This window comes from Butyricicoccus porcorum (assembly GCF_002157465.1).
Lineage (GTDB): Bacteria > Bacillota > Clostridia > Oscillospirales > Butyricicoccaceae > Butyricicoccus_A > Butyricicoccus_A porcorum.
Genome location: NZ_NHOC01000001.1, coordinates 181,466 through 198,837, shown reverse-complemented (window position 1 = coordinate 198,837; position 17,372 = coordinate 181,466). Strand labels below are relative to the sequence as shown.

General features: G+C 53.0%; 19 protein-coding genes and 1 pseudogene. 15 read left to right on the top strand and 5 right to left on the bottom strand.

The annotated features are described in order from the left end of the window. The first annotated feature begins 1 nt into the window (after position 1). A complete protein-coding gene (locus CBW42_RS00980; RefSeq protein ID WP_087016853.1) occupies positions 2-802 on the top strand; it encodes a Cof-type HAD-IIB family hydrolase in 801 nt (266 codons plus the stop codon). An 80-nt stretch (positions 803-882) separates the two neighbouring features. Here the strand turns inward: CBW42_RS00980 and CBW42_RS00975 are convergent, their stop codons facing one another. Then, positions 883-1,686: a hypothetical protein gene (locus tag CBW42_RS00975; protein WP_087016851.1), complete on the bottom strand. Its 804-nt coding sequence runs from the start codon at positions 1,684-1,686 to the stop codon at positions 883-885. A gap of 76 nt (positions 1,687-1,762) precedes the next feature. On the opposite strand from CBW42_RS00975, the gene CBW42_RS14575 reads away from it, so the two are divergent. After that, on the top strand, positions 1,763-1,918 hold the full coding sequence (locus tag CBW42_RS14575) for a hypothetical protein (protein ID WP_165760994.1): 156 nt from the start codon (positions 1,763-1,765) through the stop codon (positions 1,916-1,918). A gap of 31 nt (positions 1,919-1,949) precedes the next feature. Here the strand turns inward: CBW42_RS14575 and CBW42_RS00970 are convergent, their stop codons facing one another. Further along, complete coding sequence (locus CBW42_RS00970) at positions 1,950-2,786, bottom strand: helix-turn-helix domain-containing protein (RefSeq protein WP_087016849.1); 837 nt, start codon at positions 2,784-2,786, stop codon at positions 1,950-1,952. A 323-nt stretch (positions 2,787-3,109) separates the two neighbouring features. Here CBW42_RS00970 and CBW42_RS00960 point away from each other — a divergent pair, with 323 nt between their 5' ends. The 10 genes and pseudogenes from CBW42_RS00960 (at position 3,110) to CBW42_RS00920 (ending at position 9,742) form a co-directional block, all read left to right on the top strand. Continuing rightward, positions 3,110-4,348, top strand: coding sequence for a Rossmann-like and DUF2520 domain-containing protein (locus CBW42_RS00960; RefSeq protein WP_330395830.1), 1,239 nt, complete (start codon positions 3,110-3,112; stop codon positions 4,346-4,348). Further along, positions 4,345-5,172 (top strand): 3-methyl-2-oxobutanoate hydroxymethyltransferase, encoded by an 828-nt coding sequence (panB, locus tag CBW42_RS00955; RefSeq protein ID WP_087016843.1) that lies wholly within the window; start codon positions 4,345-4,347, stop codon positions 5,170-5,172. The genes CBW42_RS00960 and panB overlap by 4 nt, the downstream gene beginning before the upstream one ends. Before the next feature lie 23 nt (positions 5,173-5,195). Next, positions 5,196-6,041 (top strand): pantoate--beta-alanine ligase, encoded by an 846-nt coding sequence (gene panC / locus CBW42_RS00950; RefSeq protein ID WP_087016841.1) that lies wholly within the window; start codon positions 5,196-5,198, stop codon positions 6,039-6,041. 16 nt (positions 6,042-6,057) lie between these two features. After that, on the top strand, positions 6,058-6,456 hold the full coding sequence (panD, locus tag CBW42_RS00945) for an aspartate 1-decarboxylase (RefSeq protein WP_087016839.1): 399 nt from the start codon (positions 6,058-6,060) through the stop codon (positions 6,454-6,456). 190 nt (positions 6,457-6,646) lie between these two features. Continuing rightward, positions 6,647-7,582, top strand: a complete 936-nt coding sequence (locus tag CBW42_RS00940; protein ID WP_087016837.1) for a glycosyltransferase family 2 protein — start codon at positions 6,647-6,649, stop codon at positions 7,580-7,582. Further along, entirely contained in the window at positions 7,579-8,007 is a 429-nt protein-coding gene (locus tag CBW42_RS00935) for a GtrA family protein (RefSeq protein WP_242969752.1), read from the top strand. Before CBW42_RS00940 ends, CBW42_RS00935 begins: the two co-directional genes overlap by 4 nt. A 181-nt stretch (positions 8,008-8,188) precedes the next feature. Then, positions 8,189-8,584: a pyridoxamine 5'-phosphate oxidase family protein gene (locus CBW42_RS00930; RefSeq protein WP_087016991.1), complete on the top strand. Its 396-nt coding sequence runs from the start codon at positions 8,189-8,191 to the stop codon at positions 8,582-8,584. 90 nt (positions 8,585-8,674) lie between these two features. Next, positions 8,675-8,815: pseudogene (locus tag CBW42_RS15125) on the top strand (4Fe-4S binding protein); the annotation flags it as partial. A 124-nt stretch (positions 8,816-8,939) separates the two neighbouring features. Next, complete coding sequence (locus CBW42_RS00925) at positions 8,940-9,332, top strand: winged helix-turn-helix transcriptional regulator (RefSeq protein WP_087016835.1); 393 nt, start codon at positions 8,940-8,942, stop codon at positions 9,330-9,332. Beyond that, entirely contained in the window at positions 9,329-9,742 is a 414-nt protein-coding gene (locus CBW42_RS00920) for a GNAT family N-acetyltransferase (protein WP_087016833.1), read from the top strand. The genes CBW42_RS00925 and CBW42_RS00920 overlap by 4 nt, the downstream gene beginning before the upstream one ends. A gap of 411 nt (positions 9,743-10,153) precedes the next feature. Here CBW42_RS00920 and CBW42_RS00915 read toward each other — a convergent pair whose 3' ends face one another. Continuing rightward, positions 10,154-10,906, bottom strand: coding sequence for an SDR family NAD(P)-dependent oxidoreductase (locus CBW42_RS00915; protein WP_087016831.1), 753 nt, complete (start codon positions 10,904-10,906; stop codon positions 10,154-10,156). A 122-nt stretch (positions 10,907-11,028) separates the two neighbouring features. On the opposite strand from CBW42_RS00915, the gene CBW42_RS00910 reads away from it, so the two are divergent. After that, positions 11,029-11,862, top strand: a complete 834-nt coding sequence (locus tag CBW42_RS00910) for a putative ABC transporter permease (RefSeq protein WP_087016829.1) — start codon at positions 11,029-11,031, stop codon at positions 11,860-11,862. 63 nt (positions 11,863-11,925) lie between these two features. Here the strand turns inward: CBW42_RS00910 and CBW42_RS00905 are convergent, their stop codons facing one another. Both CBW42_RS00905 and CBW42_RS00900 read right to left on the bottom strand, forming a co-directional pair. Continuing rightward, a complete protein-coding gene (locus CBW42_RS00905; protein ID WP_242969751.1) occupies positions 11,926-13,365 on the bottom strand; it encodes an MATE family efflux transporter in 1,440 nt (479 codons plus the stop codon). A gap of 270 nt (positions 13,366-13,635) precedes the next feature. Beyond that, a complete protein-coding gene (locus CBW42_RS00900; RefSeq protein ID WP_242969750.1) occupies positions 13,636-15,405 on the bottom strand; it encodes an ABC transporter ATP-binding protein in 1,770 nt (589 codons plus the stop codon). A gap of 350 nt (positions 15,406-15,755) precedes the next feature. Between CBW42_RS00900 and tenpIN the strand changes: the two genes are divergently transcribed. Both tenpIN and CBW42_RS00890 read left to right on the top strand, forming a co-directional pair. Then, on the top strand, positions 15,756-16,244 hold the full coding sequence (tenpIN, locus tag CBW42_RS00895) for a type III toxin-antitoxin system TenpIN family toxin (protein ID WP_087016825.1): 489 nt from the start codon (positions 15,756-15,758) through the stop codon (positions 16,242-16,244). A gap of 242 nt (positions 16,245-16,486) precedes the next feature. Next, entirely contained in the window at positions 16,487-17,299 is an 813-nt protein-coding gene (locus CBW42_RS00890) for an Mrp/NBP35 family ATP-binding protein (RefSeq protein ID WP_087016823.1), read from the top strand. Positions 17,300-17,372 lie beyond the last annotated feature (73 nt).

Sequence of the window (17,372 nt, the reverse complement as noted above, 5' to 3'; positions counted from 1 at the left end):
TATGTATCGTTTGATTGCACTCGATCTGGATGGCACTGTACTGACGAGTAATGTGGACATTCTGCCGTCTACGGTGGAAGCGGTGGCATATGCCCGCAGCAAGGGCGTCAAGGTCATCGTCTGTACCGGACGTATTGTGGGGGAAGCGGCTGTTTTTTCCAAAGAAATCGGTGCATCCTCCCTGCTTATTTCTGCGGGCGGCGCAGCGATTTCTGATGTGCGCAATGCGCGCAATGTGAAGGAATGGGCGATGCCGTGGGATATCGGGGCAAGGGTTGTGGAGGCGGTGCAGAACCGTCCGGTGACTGTCATGATTTATGTCGGTGACCGCCTGTATTTAAATCCCTATTCGGATGAGATTCTGTGCAATACCAAGCGCACAGAGGGCTTTTGGGCGAGCAAAGTTGTGCTGCCGGATGTGGCGGCGGCCATCCGTGAGCACAGGTTCCCGGTTTCCAAGGTATTCGCGCGCGGAGATCAGAAGATACTTGCTGAGGCGCTCAGTGAGATCAATCAGCTGCCCGGCATACATATCACACGCTCAGCGGAAAACAATTTTGAAGTCATGCCGGAGGGCGTCAACAAAGGTCTGGCGCTGCGTGAGCTGACGCATGTCATGGGTATTTCCATGGATGAGGTCATGGCCATCGGCGACAGTGACAATGATTCTGATATGCTGAAAATTGTCGGCATGCCGGTTGTCATGGGCAACGGAGATGAAGCGGTCAAGCAGCTGGCGAAATATGTCACCGACACCAATGACAATGACGGTGTCGCCAAGGCGATTTATGAATTTATATAACGATTTCGGGCAAAGCGAAACCGCCGTCCGCAGGGTGCGGAACGGCGGTATTTTTGTGCTGTTTGGCGGTTCATGCCGGTTCATTTCTGCTTTCGGTACTCCGACAGCCGCAGGTATTCATACTGGTACAGCGGCATGTCCGAACCGGTCACATCCACCTGTAAAATTTCTCCGGATTTTTTATCATAGGTATAACGCCAGGCACATTCCTCCGTGCCGTCGGCACTGTACTGCGTGTCTGAGGATTTGCGGTTGTCGTCATCATAAGTCAATTCATGCCAGCCGGTGCAGATATCGCCTGTATAGCTGGTTATTTTTGTGTTGTTGCCATTCCCATCGTACTCAAATTCAGTCACAAGATCGGGCGAGCCGTCGGCAAAATGGAAGGTCCGCCTGGTTTCATTTCCGTTTTCGTCGCGGGTGATGTCACACCATGCGGTCAGCTTGTTGTCTGCGTCATAGGTGCATTCTTTCACCGACCAGTCGTTCTCTCCGTAATCAGTTTTGACTGCCTGCGTCTGTGTTCCGTCCGCGCCATAGGTTGTCCGGCTGATGCACATGCCTCCGTTGTATTCCAGTTCGGCACGCCATTCAAGGGTATCGTCGGCCGCATAGCGGCTTTCTTCCACCATCCAGCCGCTGTCGTGACTGTATTTGTACTCCGTGCGGTACTGTACCGTGCCGTCTGCGGTGTATGCGGTTTCCTGTGTGCGGTTCCCCTCGCCGTCATAGTCATAGGTCAGATAGCTGCCGTCCGCATTGGCCTGTCTGACACAGACATATGGGTTTGGCCTGTCAATCCACCGCGACACAGGCGTTTCACAGCCGCACAGCACGATGCAGGCGACTAACAGGACAAAAAGCAGCAAAAAACGTTTTTTCATTTCCATCCCCTCCGTTTTGTACCATCTGGAATGTATGCATAGTATACCATAGAATGACATGACATGCGGTTACAATATGGAAAATATTGGTTGCAGGATGGAAACAAGAAGAAAGTTTGATTTAATACAGCCAATCGCTTTCAATGCGGTGAATTTCTGTGAAGCATACGATGCGATATGGAATATGGAAATGCAGGAATCCATTTATCTGAAAGCAAAAAACAACCCCTGACAATGGGTCAGGGGTTTGGGCGCATTGGAAGTTATCCCTTGCGGTTGCGCTTCTGCCATTCGCGCGGCGGAATGCCGAATACCTTGTGGAAGGCGCGGGAGAAATGCAGCTGGTTCGGATAGCCGACCGAACGTGCGATGGTTGCAATCGGTGCGGCAGCGTGCTCCAGATAGCTGCATGCGATGCTCATGCGATGGCGGATGAGATATTCCTGTGTGGTCATGCCAGTCGCATCGCGGAACAGCTTGCCGAGATAGCTGCGGTTCAGGCCGCAGTATTCTGCGACGTCCTCAACCGAGATATCCTGCGGGTATTTTGCCTTGATGAAGCGGATGGATTTGTCAACATAGTAGCGCTGGAGGTTGGCAATCTTCGGCTGGCACGGGCGCGGGGTCTCGCGCAGCAGGCAGTCGAGCAGCTCCAGAGCCAGACCGGTCGCACGCAGCGGGCCATACTGTGCCTCCGGATCGGTCAGCCGGGTGAAGGCTGCGACCAGCTCGGACTGGTCAGCCGGAACGGTAGGCGTCAGAATCGGCTTTTGCGGCGTCAGGCCGGCGCGCATCAGGACGGACGACAGCGCTTCGCCGCTCAGCTCTGCCCACATGGCAGAAATCTGCGTGCCTTCCATGGCGGTGCAGTTGACACACTGACCCGGGAACAGCACAACGATCATACCTGCCTCGACGGAGTGAACCGACGAGCCGAGCTTGATGGAGCCGGAATCTCCGGTGAAATATGTGAGAACCGTCTTCTCATTCAGGAAGGGCAGCAGGGGCTTGTCAGCATCGCCGGTATACCGTCCGTACTGACTGAGGGTGACCTCTGCGAATCCTGTCGATTCGCAGAACTGGTTTGTAAGTTCAGCCATAAAAATCTCTCCTTGTTTTCGCGTATCGGCAGTGGGGGGGATCGTGCCGATATATGCAGTTATTCGATCATAATTCTCTCAATTGTATTCATTATACGGAAAAATGGTACATATTTCAAGAGGAAACCTGTAAAATTATTTTGACCATATAAAATTTGCATAAGGGAATAATTTTCGCGTGATATCAGGATGAATGCGAGATTGGGGCAGGGCGGTGGGAGGTTCGCTGAATGTAAAAAAACGGGAGAGAAAAGGAAAAAGAGAAATATCGAATTAATGTGAGTGAAAGTGTATATTTGCGCAAAAAGCGTGGAAAAAAGCCGATGCATGAGACAAAAAGGAACATGAAGAAGGGGGACGCGGGTGCGAATATTTTTTTCTGCTGTTCTATATGGTCTGCACGTGCACGCAATGCGCACGGGAAAGACAAAGGGATATATTTTTACGAAAATCGAGAAAGATTTGCCGGAATTTTTGTTAAAAAAACAGCGGAAAAACACGGAACTTTTGCGCGGAAAGGCTTGTCTCATGGGGATGGTTGTGATAAAGTAAACGGGACGGGTGGTATTGATACGGAAAGCAAAATGTTATGCGGCTCCGACAAACTGCACCGGATGTTTTTTCTTCTTACTTTTTTCGGCACGGTTCATATCGCAGGCAGGCGAGTGAAACCGGTGCACAGGGAATCGCCGACGGGAACTTTCACGGAGGTGGTTCGCATGAAAATTGGATTTATCGGCGCGGGAAAGGTCGGTACATCGCTCGGAAAGCTGTTTGTACAGCACGGCATGACCGTAACCGGCTATTTTAGCAAAACCCCGCAGCACGCCGAACAGGCAGCAGCATTCACACAGTCCCAGTGTTTTTCTTCATTGGATGATGTTATGAACGCGAGCGATACCCTGTTTGTGACCACGCCGGATGGCGTGATCGGACGCATGTGGAACGACATGGCGGCGCTGCCGATCAAAAGTAAATGTATTTGCCATTGCAGCGGCGCGCTGCCCAGCTCGGTTTTCGCTTCGGCGGAGGAGCTCGGCGCGCGGGTATGCTCCGTGCATCCGCTGCTGGCAGTCAGCGACAGGTTCTCGTCCTGGGAGCAGCTGGAAGGCGCGTTTTTTACGCTGGAAGGCAGTGGCTCCGCAGAGATGGCGGCACTGCTGCACGCCTGCGGCGCGCAGACCGCGACCATCGGCGCCGCGGACAAGGCGCGCTACCATCTGGCGGCATGTGTCGTGAGCAATCTGGCAGTCGGGCTGTCCCATTGGGGCATGCAGCTGCTGGAGCAGTGCGGCTTCACAGCGGAGCAGGCACAGCAGGCGCTCACCCCGCTCATCCTGGGCAATGCACAGGCTGTCTGTGCAAAGGGCCCGCGCGATGCGCTCACCGGCCCCGCCGAACGCGGCGATCTGGGAACCATCCGGTCGCATATGGCATGCCTGAACCGGGAGGATCAGGCGCTTTATGCCCTGCTGACACGCAAGCTGTGCGATCTGGCACAGGAAAAGCATCCTGACAGAGATGATACCGCCCTCAGAACATATTTGGAGGGATTGTCATGAAAAACACAGTACTCACGTTTGGACAGGCAAAAAAGGAACATAAGAAGCAGACCATGCTCACGGCCTACGACTATTCGACCGCCAAGCTGATTGACGAAGCGGGCGTGAATTCTATCCTAGTCGGCGATTCCCTGGGCATGGTCTGTTTGGGCTATGAGGACACGCTGTCCGTCACGATGGAAGACATGATCCATCACACCAGAGCGGTCACCCGAGGTGCAAAAAATGCGCTGGTTGTCGCGGACATGCCGTTTATGTCCTATCAGACCTCGACCTATGATGCAGTCGTCAATGCCGGCCGCCTGATTAAGGAAGGCCATGCACAGGCCGTTAAGCTGGAGGGCGGTGCAACCGTCTGTGAACAGATTCGCGCCATCGTCAATGCATCCATTCCGGTCTGCGCGCACATCGGAATGACCCCGCAGTCGGTCAACGCCTTCGGCGGCTTCAAGGTACAGGGCAAGGGCGAGGAAGCAGCGCAGAAGATTCTGGACGATGCGCGCCGCGTGCAGGAAGCGGGCGCATATGCGGTCGTTCTGGAATGCGTTCCGGCAGCACTGGCGAAGAAGATCACCGAAACGCTGGATATCCCGACCATCGGCATCGGCGCGGGCGCGGACTGCGATGCGCAGGTACTGGTGTATCAGGACATGATTGCAATGTTCTCCGATTTCACGCCGAAGTTTGCAAAGACATTTGCCAATGCGGGCGCTGTGATGATGGAGGGCTTCAAGGCATATATCAAGGAAGTCGAGGAGGGCACCTTCCCGGCAAAGGAACATACGTTTAAGATGGATGAAACCATCATCGACAAGCTGTATTAAGAGCAAAAGGGGAGCGAATACAAATGACTATCGTAAAAACCATAGAAGAAGTGCGCGCACAGGTCAAGGCATGGCGTGCACAGGGTCTGACGGTCGGACTGGTACCGACCATGGGCTATCTGCATGAAGGTCATCAGAGCCTGATTGCGCGCTCGGTCGCAGAGAATGACCGCACGGTTGTCTCTGATTTTGTCAATCCGATTCAGTTCGGCCCGACGGAAGACCTGGCAACCTATCCGCGCGACATTGACCGCGACGCAGCATTGTGTGAATCGACCGGCGCCGATCTGATCTTCCATCCGGAAGCAGAGGAAATGTATGCACCGGATTTCTGCACCTATGTTGACATGGATCATCTGACCAAGGGACTGTGCGGCAAAACCCGCCCGATTCATTTCCGCGGCGTGTGCACCGTTGTCAGCAAGCTGTTCCATATTGTCCAGCCGGATCGCGCGTACTTCGGTCAGAAGGATGCCCAGCAGCTGGCTGTCATCCGCCGCATGGTGCGTGACCTGAACATGCCGCTCGAGATTGTCGGCTGCCCGATCATCCGTGAGGAAGACGGTCTGGCAAAGAGCTCCCGCAACACGTACCTGAGCGCGGAAGAGCGCCAGGCGGCACTGTGCCTGTCCCGCGGCCTGAATAAGGGCAGAGCAGCCATTGAAGCAGGGGAAACCGACGCGGCAAAGGTGCGCCAGATTATTACAGAGGAAATCGAAGCAGAGCCGATGAGCCGCATCGATTATGTCGAAATTGTCGACTGGAACAACCTCGAGCCGGTAGACAGCACCGAAGGCTCGATTCTCGCTGCGGTCGCAGTCTATATCGGCAAGACCCGCCTGATTGATAATTTCATTATTGAACGCTGATTTACGGAGGACGTACATGACTATCCAGATGCTCAAAAGCAAAATTCACCGCGCGGTTGTCAAGCAGGCGGAGCTGAACTATGTCGGCTCCATCACGGTTGACAGCGAGCTGCTGGATGCAGCCGGCATTTACGAGTACGAAAAGGTACAGATTGTAGATGTCAACAACGGCAGCCGCTTTGAAACTTATACCATCGCAGGCGAGCCGGGCAGCGGCATGATCTGCCTGAACGGCGCGGCAGCGCGCTGTGTCTCCGAAGGCGACCGCATCATCCTCATGGCATATGCGGATGTAACACCGGAGGAAGCGAAGACGCACAAGCCGAAGGTTGTCTTTGTCGATGACAACAACGGCATTTCCCGCGTCACGCATTACGAAAAAGCCGGCGCCCTGTACGACGACGAACGGCTGTAAGGCTTTGATACAGTTGCAAAAGGCATGACCCTGTGGTCATGCCTTTTTCGCGACGGTTTGATGTACAGGGTGTGGAAAAAACGGGGGATTTGTGGTACTCTACTGGATATGGGGCGAACATGCCCGAAATCCATCGAAAAGACGAAAAAAAGTCCTGCGGCAGTGCAGGACTGTGGAGGAGGCTGAAACGGTGCAAGGATTGCTGTCTGTCGTTATCCCTGCGTACAATGAAGAACAGATGATAGAAAAAGCCGCAGCTGTCATCGGCTCTGTGTTGCAGGGCGCGGACATTCCGTATGAGCTGATTTTTGTGGACGATGGCTCGTCCGACAGCACATGGCGCAGGCTTTCCGAGGCGGCACAGCACGGCAGCCATGTGCGCGGCGTACATTTTTCGCGCAATTTCGGCAAGGAAGCGGCCATTATGGCGGGACTGGCACAGGCACGCGGCGATTGTTGTGTTGTCATCGACTGTGATTTGCAGCATCCGCCGGAGAAAATACTCGAGATGTATGCGCTGTGGCAGCAGGGCTATGAGGTCGTCGAGGGTCAGAAGAGCAGCCGCGGCACGGAAAGTGCGGCACATGCCTGGGCAGCAAAGTGGTTTTATGCGCTCATCAGCCGGGCGACCGGGTTCGATATGTCGAGCGCATCCGATTTCAAGCTGCTCGACCGCAAGGCGGTCAATGTGCTCATCAATATGCAGGAACGCAATGCGTTTTTCCGCGCGCTGTCGTCATGGATCGGCTTCAAAACCACGAGTATTTCATTCGATGTACAGGAGCGTGAGGCGGGGGAATCCAAATGGTCGACCAAAGCGCTGGTCAAATATGCGGTGAGCAATATTTCCTCCTTTTCCACCGCGCCGATGCAGCTGATTACTGCGCTGGGCGTTGTGATGCTGGTGATCTCCGTCGTGCTCGGCGGTATTGCACTGGTACAGAAATTTATGGGACAGGCCCTCGAGGGCTTCACGACGGTGATCCTGATCCAGCTGTTTTCCAGCAGCATTATCATGATAAGCCTCGGCATCATCGGCTATTATATTGCCCGCATTTATGACGAAATCAAGGGCAGGCCGCGGTATATCATTGCGGACACCTGCGGGGAGGATCCCGAGTCATGAGACAGGAGACCGCCATGCTTCAGAAATTTTTTGATAAAACATTCTGGAAATTCATTCTGGTGGGCATTGTCAACACGCTGTTTGGAACTGCGATTATGTTTGTCTTTTACAATGTCCTTCACCTGAGCTACTGGATTTCCTCCGCGTCCAATTACTTTTTTGGCAGCATCCTGAGCTATTTCCTCAATCGGACAGTTACGTTCCGCAGCCAGGGCAGCCATTTGAAGGAAATTGCACGGTTTGCCGCGAATATCACGGTCTGTTATCTGTGTGCCTATGGCGTTGCCAGACCGCTGGTGCGCTGGGTGCTGTCCGGCGCGACACAGAGCATACAGGAAAATGTCGCCATGCTGGCAGGCATGTGCTTCTTTGTGGCGCTCAACTACATTGGACAGCGGTTCTTTGTGTTCAAAAAAGCCGACTAACGCAGCAAAGCTCCTCTCCATTGACGGCTGTGCAATGAGATCGCCAGGTATTTTTGCTGTTTGTCCCTTACTATGGAATGAATAAGTAACTCATAAACTTGCTAATATCTTGTCCGCTATGAGTCAATTCCCTATAATGAGTATGCTGAAGCAAGCAAATACTGTTATGGATGAATTGTCAATGCTGAATGTTCATGTTGTAAAGCTGCTGAAGTCCGGCATGTGGGATCTGGCTACCTGCGCCAATGGAGAACCCAACGTGGTGCCCGTTGCTTTCAAGGATGTGACCGATGACGGCAAGCTGGTAGTGGGCGATGTGTTTTTAGAGACTACTCTGAAAAATCTTGAGGCAAACGGCGGAAGGATTGCTATTTCCGTCTACGATGCCCAGAATCTGGAGGGATATCAGATCAAGGGCACTGCCCGGTATGTCACCGAAGGCGAGGTCGTGGAAACTTTCAAGACTATGGTGGAGCAGATGTTCAACGGCGCTGCCACTGCCAAGGGTGCACTAATCATCACCCCCGAAAAGGTAATCGTCACCACTCCCGGCGCAGATAACAAGAAAGTCCTGTGAGCCTTTTGCCGCGGATGCGGGAATCACCGCATCCGCGACTGCATTTTTAGGGGGCCTCAATCAAACTGAAAAAAATACCCGAAAGCTCCAATACATTTCACAAAATATATTGGCTGCGGCGCCTGTATTGCAGTCTGTCCCGTTCGGGCAATCTATATGCTGTCGGGATGGGTCCGTACCGTGGATCCTACCAAGTGTAGCGGTTGTGGGAAATGCGTATCGCTTTGCCACAGGCAGGCTCCCTCTGGGAAACGCCTTTGGAACATCACTACTATTAAATTCCATAGTAACTTGCGGCTGCGTAGTTTTTACGGTAAAATGATACGGAATTCCATCAAGAAAGGGCGAAAGATGCATGGCGTATCAAAGAAAACGGGACAAAGACATCCGCTGTCCTCTGGAATATGGCATGGAGCTGTTTGGCGGAAAGTGGAACTCCCGAATCATCTGCGTGCTGGCAACTTTGGGGACACTGCGCTACAGCGAGCTGCGGAAGGAAATGGGAAATATTACGGATGCAGTGCTGGCTTCCACGCTGAAGGGGTTGATTGCCAACGGGATCGTTCTGAGGAAGTCCTACGATGAGATTCCTCCCAGGGTGGAATACTCCCTCTCAGAAAAGGGGCAGTCTGTGGTTCCGATTTTGCAGAGCATCTGCCAGTGGGCAGGACTCTTTTATAAAGAAGATACCGGCACGACTATGGTGCAGTGTCAGAAATGCGATCACCGGGGGAAAACGACGGAATGAAAATCACATATACAGAGGAAAAGAAATTCACGCAGGATGCCATTCAACGGCTGTTTCTGTCCGTGGGATGGGTGTCTGGTCAATACCCTTCTCGGCTCTATAAGGCCCTGATGCATTCATCTACGGTTATCACAGCCTGGGATGGAGATCGGCTCATTGGACTGGCAAGGCTGCTTGATGACAGCGAACTGGTTGCTTATATGCACTATGTTCTGGTTGACCCAGCCTACCACGGGCAGGGTGTCGCCAGTGCCATGATGGAAATGGTTAAGGAAAAATATAAAGATTATCTCTACATTGAGATCATGCCGGAGGAAAGCAAAAATGCCGCATTTTATGAGCGGTTTGGTTTCCAAATCATGTCAGACGGCGTGGCAATGCAGCTGTGTAATTTTGGAAACCAGCGATAATGCCTGACATGGTCCGGACTTATCACGAATCATGGGGATTTCCTGCAAATAACGATTGCCCTCCAAAGGGGGCGTAGCAGCTTTGCTGCACAAGCCCGAAGGGCGCTTTTCCATACGCTCCTGTCGGAAGTATCGTGCATTCTGCGGAGCGGAATTCTCTGTCAGCGGAAGAAAATTGACAGACCAGAAATGTTGTATCACGAGCTTCTGCCTGGGTGGCTGCACCCCGTTGCACCGCTAAAGCGGATATCGCCCTTGAGGGGTTACCGCCGGCAAATTTTCAAACCAAGCATAACAAAATCCTCCGTATGATTGCGTTCATATGGAGGATTTGCTGTTTTATGAGTACCTGCCATTGGAAGGGAGCTCTTTTCATGGGCGCATCTCTATTTGTTTTTCAGGGGGCGGGAATCACCCCTTTTTCTCCTGAAAGCTGCGCACAATGCGCAGGAGTGGCTTGTCCGGGACAAGGCGTGATGCGGCGGCGCCCAGACGAACCATTTTGCCGGGGAAAATCAGCAGCTTTCCGGTGAGCGTCTGCTCGACCGCCTGCTTTGCCACCTGTTCGCAGGAGATGCCCTTTGCGGCACTGTTTGCCCCTGCAACCTGATTGAACTCGGTCTCTACCGGGCCGGGACACAGGCAGCTGATGGTGACCGGGCTGCCCGCTTCGCGCAGCTCTTCATAAATTGCCTCGCTCAGGCGTACCACATAATTCTTGGTCGCATAGTATGTGGACAGCAGCGGGCCGGGCAGGAATCCGGCAGAGGATGCGATGTTCAGGATACGGCCTTCGTTTTTCTGCATGAAATCGCGCAGGAACAGCTTGGTCAGGATATGCACCGCCTTGATGTTGACGTCGATCATTTCCAGTTCCCGGTCGAGATCTGTCTCCGCGAATTTGCCATATAAGCCGAAGCCTGCGCCGTTCACCAGCAGCGTGACGTCCTGCTCCTTGGCGCGTTCATGCAGCCAGTAACAGTTTTCTTCGCGGGAAATATCACAGACATACAGGCGGCAGGGCGTGCCCAGCTGTTTTGCAAGCTCTTCCAGGCGGTCGCGGCGGCGCGCAACCAGCAGCAGCCGCCAGCCGCGGCGGCTCAGCTCACGGGCAATTTCACGCCCGATTCCGGACGATGCACCGGTAACCAGTGCAGTTTTCATAGCAAATTCCTCCTATGCATACATCGAAATATATCTTATCTTTTAGTATAGCATATTTCCCGGCAGTTGTTGCATCATTCGACAAAATCCGCTATACTGTGTCAATATAAAGGAGGTGTGATATGCACATCTATTCATTGGAGCAGTGGATGCTGCTGTTTTATATCTACTGCTTTTTTGGCTGGTGCTTTGAATCCGCCTATGTTTCCCTGCTGGAGCACCATTGGGTCAACCGTGGCTTCCTGCGCGCGCCGCTGCTGCCGATTTACGGTTCCGGTGCGCTCTGCATTCTGCTTGTCTGTCTGCCGGTGAAGGAGAATTCATTTGCCGTATTTGTACTCGGCGTTGTCTTCCCCACTCTTCTGGAATATATTACCGGATATGTCATGGAACTGCTGTTTAAAATGCGATACTGGGATTATACCGGCAAAAAGGGCAATATCAATGGGTATATCTGCCTGCAATCGTCGATTGCATGGGGCTTTCTCTCCCTGCTGCTCATCCATTTCATTCATCCGCCGATCGGGCGCTGGGTGGAACGCCTGCCGCACCTTGCCTTGCTCATCGTGGTCATTGTCATCAGCTGTGTCTTTGTCAGCGATGTCATTGTTTCGTTCCGTGCTGCATTTAACCTGCGTCATGTGCTCGAGGAAATGGAACGCGTGCGCATGCAGCTGGAGGAAGCGCGTGTTCAGCTTGAGCTGGCCCGTGCAGAAGCGCGTGACCGGCTGGAGGAGCTGGGCGAGGATATCCGTGAGGACAATCGCCGCCGTCAGAAGGCACAGGAGGAGCGCGCAGAACTGCTGCGCCTGGAATTTATGCGCCGACTGGAGCATCAGAACCGTTACTTTAACCGTGCCATCCTGAAGGCACATCCGTCCGCGAGCAGCCGCCGTTTTGCCGAATCGATGCGCCAGCTGCGTGCGGAACTGGAAAAGAAAAACTGGAAAAAGTGAAGCATTCTCTGTTTTGGGGCAGAAAAATCCGCAGGCACATTGCCTGCGGATTTATATTTGAAATCAGTGCCGGACTGCGAAGGGCAGATGCAGACGATGTGTCTGCTGCTTCTGTTCCTCCTCCGCACGGCAGATCGGATGGAGGACAAAGCCCTGCTGTTTGGCCTGACGCATATATTTCGGAATCCAGATGTTGGAAATGTAAAAGATAATGGAAATAGAAGTGCCGATGATCCAGCCGAGCGGATAGGCATAACAGATGCCAGCGAAGCCGCAGATCGGCATCAGTGCATAGGCGAGTACGACGCGCAGTACGAGGTCAGCCAGCGTGGTGACCATAAACGGCCCCATGGCACCGCCGCCGCGCAGGACGCTGTCACAGCAGTTTTTGACGCCGACCAGCGGATAGAACGGTGCGACAATCAGCAGATATTGTACGCCGATGTTGATGACGGAGCCGTTGGCATCGCTGCCCATAAACAGACCGAGAATCTGATCTCCGGCGAAGAAGAACAGCGCGATGATACTGCAAATAATGATCTCAGACATGAGGACGCAGGCGCGGATACCCTGACGCACGCGCGGGATATCCTGTGCGCCGATGTTCTGTGCCGCATAGCTGGACAGTGCATTCGGCAGCGAGTTCATCACCATCAGCGCAAAGGTGCTGACCTTGAGCGCGGCAGAAAAGCCTGCGACGGTAAACGGCCCGAGCGAATTGACGAGGCCCTGTACAAAAAATACGCCGATTGAGACAAACGACTGCTGGCAGATGGACGGAATGGCAATCAGACTCATGCGGCGCAGCAGATGCGTGTCAAAGCGCGCCGGCTTGCGCTCGGTCTTGATGCGGGACAGGCGGCGCACCAGTGTGAGGATTGCCAGAATGGAGGACAGACCCTGTGCGATCAGGGTTGCCCAGCCGACACCTGCAATGCCCATATCAAATGTAGTGACAAACAGAACATCGAGAATGACATTGAATGTCGTGGAAAAAGCGAGGAAATACAGCGGCGTGCGGCTGTCGCCGAGGCCGTTGAAAATGGCCGTCGCCGTATTATAGAGGAACAGGAACAGCAGGCCTGCGATATAAATGCGCAGGTAAACCATGGTCGGCTCAAAGATATCCTTCGGCGTGTTGATGAAGGACATCAGTGCCGGGCAGGCGATCTGTCCGGCAACTGTCAGCACCAGCGACAGTGTAATGAGCGTGATGACTGCGGTGTTGACTGCTGCGCGCATGCGCACATGGTCATGTGCGCCAAACAGCTGAGAAATGACAACCGAGCTGCCGAGACTGGCGCCGGTGGCAACGGCGAGAAACAGTACGGTAATCGGGTACGCCGCACCGGTTGCCGCCAGTGCATCGACACCCAGATACCGTCCGGCAATGACACTGTCTGCCAGATTGTACATCTGCTGAAATACCATGCTCAACAGCATCGGAAGGACAAATTTCAGCAGAATTTTGAATGGTGACCCCTTGGTCATATCTGTCATCATGATGGTATATCTCCCTTAGTTTGTGTGAAAAATGTATGCGATTGCATGACCCTTTTTTATGCATTGAGATTGTAGCACACCGTACTGCATTTGGATAGCGCAAAGTTGAACAGGTTTTGAATGAATTTTGTTCGCCGTTTTATACAAAATTCTTTGTGATTTTTTGGACAAAATAACGAATAAAATCATGCAGAAATTTCCAGATGTGCAGGAAACTGGGCGCAATCAAAAACACCCTTCGCCGAAGCGAAGGGTGCAGTGCGGGAATGTTCACCGCATATCAGAATACATGCTATATAGTTCTTTGTAGATACCACCTTTTGCAATCAGTTCGTCATGGGTACCCTGTTCGGCGATGCCGTCGGCAGTCAGCACAAGAATACGGTCTGCGCCGCGGATGGTGGTCAGGCGGTGCGCAATGGTGAACACAGTGCGCCCGCGTGCGAGTGTATCAAGTGATTGCTGAACAATGCGTTCGCTCTCGTTGTCGAGCGCGCTGGTGGCTTCGTCGAGGATGAGAACCGGAGGATCCTTGAGGAATACGCGCGCGATGGAGATGCGCTGCTTCTGTCCGCCGGAGAGCTTGACGCCGCGCTCACCGATAAATGTGTCATAGCCATTCGGCAGGGCGGAGATAAATTCATGTGCGCCCGCGAGCTTTGCCGCGCGGATGATATCCTCACGCGAGGCGCCCGGACGGCCATATTCGATGTTGTGCAGTACTGTACCGGAGAACAGATAGTTGTCCTGCTGTACAACGCCGATGTGGGAACGCAGGGAATGCAGCTGGAGGTCGCGCACATCCGTGCCGTCCAGACGGACGGAACCACTTGTCACATCGTAAAATCTCGGGATTAAATTACAAAGAGTAGTTTTTCCGCCGCCGGATGGACCGACAATTGCGATGTTCTGTCCGGCATCGACATGCAGGTTGATGTGTCCGAGCACTTCGCCTGCATCGTCTTCATAGGAGAACGATACATCGTCGAAGTCGATTTCACCGCGCACGTGCTCGCATGGGATGGCATGGGGGGAATCGGTGATATCCGGCTGTTCGTCCATGATTTCGAGAAAGCGGTCAATGCCGGTCATGCCGCGCTGGAACTGCTCGGCAAATTCGACAATGCGGCGGATGGAGGTCAGCAGTGTCTGAACATACAGCAGATAAGCGACAAAGTCGCCGGGGACAATCGCACCGCGCAGCAGGAACAGACTGCCGCAGACCAGCACGACGAGGTTCATCAGGCCGTCAAAACCGCGGGTTGTCGCCTGAAAACCGCCCATCCAGAAATAATTAAGTTTTTTCAATGCCAGCCAGCGGCGGTTGCCCTCGTCAAATTTCTGCTGCTCGGTTTCCTCCTGCGCGAACGATTTGACGACGCGGATGCCGAGCAGGGAATCCTCAACCTGTGCATTGATTTCACCGACCTGCCAGCGCGATTCCTTAAAGGTTTCGCGCATTCTGCGGTTGAATTTGTAGCAGCACAGCAGCATAATCGGCAGCACGGCAAAGGTAACCAGCGTCAGCGGGACGTTGACCGACAGCAGGATGACAAAGGATACGGCGATTTTGACGCCCGCAATGAAAAATTCCTCCGGGCAGTGATGGGCAAATTCCGTGACATCAAACAGGTCAGAGGTGATGCGCGCCATCAGCTGTCCGACCTTTGCGTTGGCATAGTACCGGAAGGAAAGCGTTTGCAGGTGTGCAAATAATTCACGGCGCATGTCGGTTTCAATGCGCGCGCCCATGACATGGCCGATGTTCGCCATGAAATAAGCACCTGCGGTGTCGATGATGCGCAGCACGAGATACAGCAGGCCGATGCGCACGATGACAGAAACTGTGAGTGCGGACAGGTTGTACTGCGCGAGGTTGGTGACATAGCGGACAATGACCGGCAGTGCGAGCTCACAGATGGTCGTGAGGGCGGCGCAGAACAGGTCAAAAATCAGAACCGGCAGATACGGCCGGAAATACGGGACAAAGCGGCGCAGCAGCTCGCGGGTGGAGCGGGTGCGTCCGTGGGAATCGGTCAAGGGATATCGCGTCCTTTCGATCAGATTTTTTTTGGCAGCTTTTAGCATACCCCAAAACCGGGCGGTTTGGCAAGTGAGAATGCGTGCAATCAAATGGAAAAACTTTTAAAGCTATTGATTTTTTTGAGAATTCATCATATAATAATAATACAAAAGAGGTTGAAAAACTTCCTTCGCCAGAAGATGACGAGTGACGGTTCTGACTCGTCGGTAAAATAAAAACTGACCGCGCGAAGATGACGAGTGACGGTTCTGACTCGTCGGTAAAATAAAAATTGACCGGGCGAAGACAAGTGCGAGAGAGCTGATTTCTCGGCTCTCTCGTTTTTTGTATCAGGAAGTGTCAAAAAATGGAATTTGATGTAGATGTTCGTTTATTATCCCAACAATTTGTGGATGATTACCCTTCGTCTTTATATCCGGAGTTTATGCACAAACATGCGAGGCCATATGCATGCCTCTTAATCGATACGCACGAAGATTATATCATCAGCATTCCATTTCGTTCTTCTATTCATCATAATCATGCATTTTTGTTTTCTGGTACGCAGCGTTCAAAATCAACGCGGTCGGGGCTGGATTATACAAAACTTGTTTTGATACAAAAGCTGGAATACATAGATAACTCGGCGGCTCTGGTTGATAATGACGAATATAAGGAAACACGAACCAACATTGTGAAGATTGTCAATCAGATGAGTAAGTATATAGATGATTATGTCAATCACATGAAAGGAACACAACTCCTGCATCCGAGAGAGTTTTCCAGACGGTATCGATATCCAACACTGAAATATTTTCATGATATTTTAGGCATAGAATCCTCCGCAGAACCATAGAGGATGAAATGAAAAGGCGACCGGATATAAGGTGACCCCTCAAAGTTAGACTTTTTTCGAGACGGCTTTGGCCGTCTCGTTTTTTATGCAGCTAAAAGATGGAGCCTATATTGGACAGGATTCCTGCACGCCGTCTTGCAAATGCGGACGAATGTGGTATAATATTACGGCACATAGTATTATGGAAGTTCACAGCCGCTTTTTTGAACAAACGGCGGCATAACGAAAAGGAGTTGACTATTATGGGCTGTAATCATGACTGCGAGAGCTGCGGCGGAAGCTGCGGCGAGCCGGAGTCCCTGCTCAAGGCTCCGCATCCGCTGTCCAGCATCCGCAAGGTGATCGGCGTTGTCAGCGGCAAGGGCGGTGTCGGCAAGAGCTTGTGTACGTCCATGCTGGCGATTGCCATGCAGCGCCGCGGCGCACACTGCGCGATTCTTGACGCGGATATCACTGGACCGTCCATCCCGAAGGGCTTTGGCCTGACCGGTACGCTGGGTGCGACCGAAGAGGGCGTGTTCCCGATGGCGACCAAAACCGGTATTGATGTCTGTTCGATCAACCTGCTGATGGAAAACGCGAGCGACCCGGTCATCTGGCGCGGGCCGATCATCGCCGGTGCAGTACAGCAGTTCTGGACGGATATCATCTGGAAGGACATTGACTATATGTTTGTCGATATGCCTCCCGGAACGGGCGATGTTCCGCTGACGGTGTTCCAGTCCCTGCCGGTCGATGGCATTGTTGTCATGACTTCCCCACAGGAGCTGGTTTCTCAGGTTGTCACCAAGGCGGTCAAGATGGCGGAAATGATGGAGATCCCGATTCTCGGCATCATTGAAAACTACAGCTATATTCAGTGCCCGGACTGTGGCAAAAAGATTTCTGTCTTCGGCGAGAGCCATGTGGAAGAAATCGCACAGGAGCACAAGCTGGATGTCCTGGCAAAGCTGCCGATTGACCCGGCACTGGCTGCCGCCTGCGATGCCGGTACGCTGGAGGACGCACAGCTGCCTGATCTGTCGAAGGCATGCGATAAGATTGCAAAGCTGTAAGTCAATAAAAAACGGACAGGAACGCGCTGCGGGAGGGAACTTCTGCGGCGCGTTTTTTTGCGCCGAGGGGGGG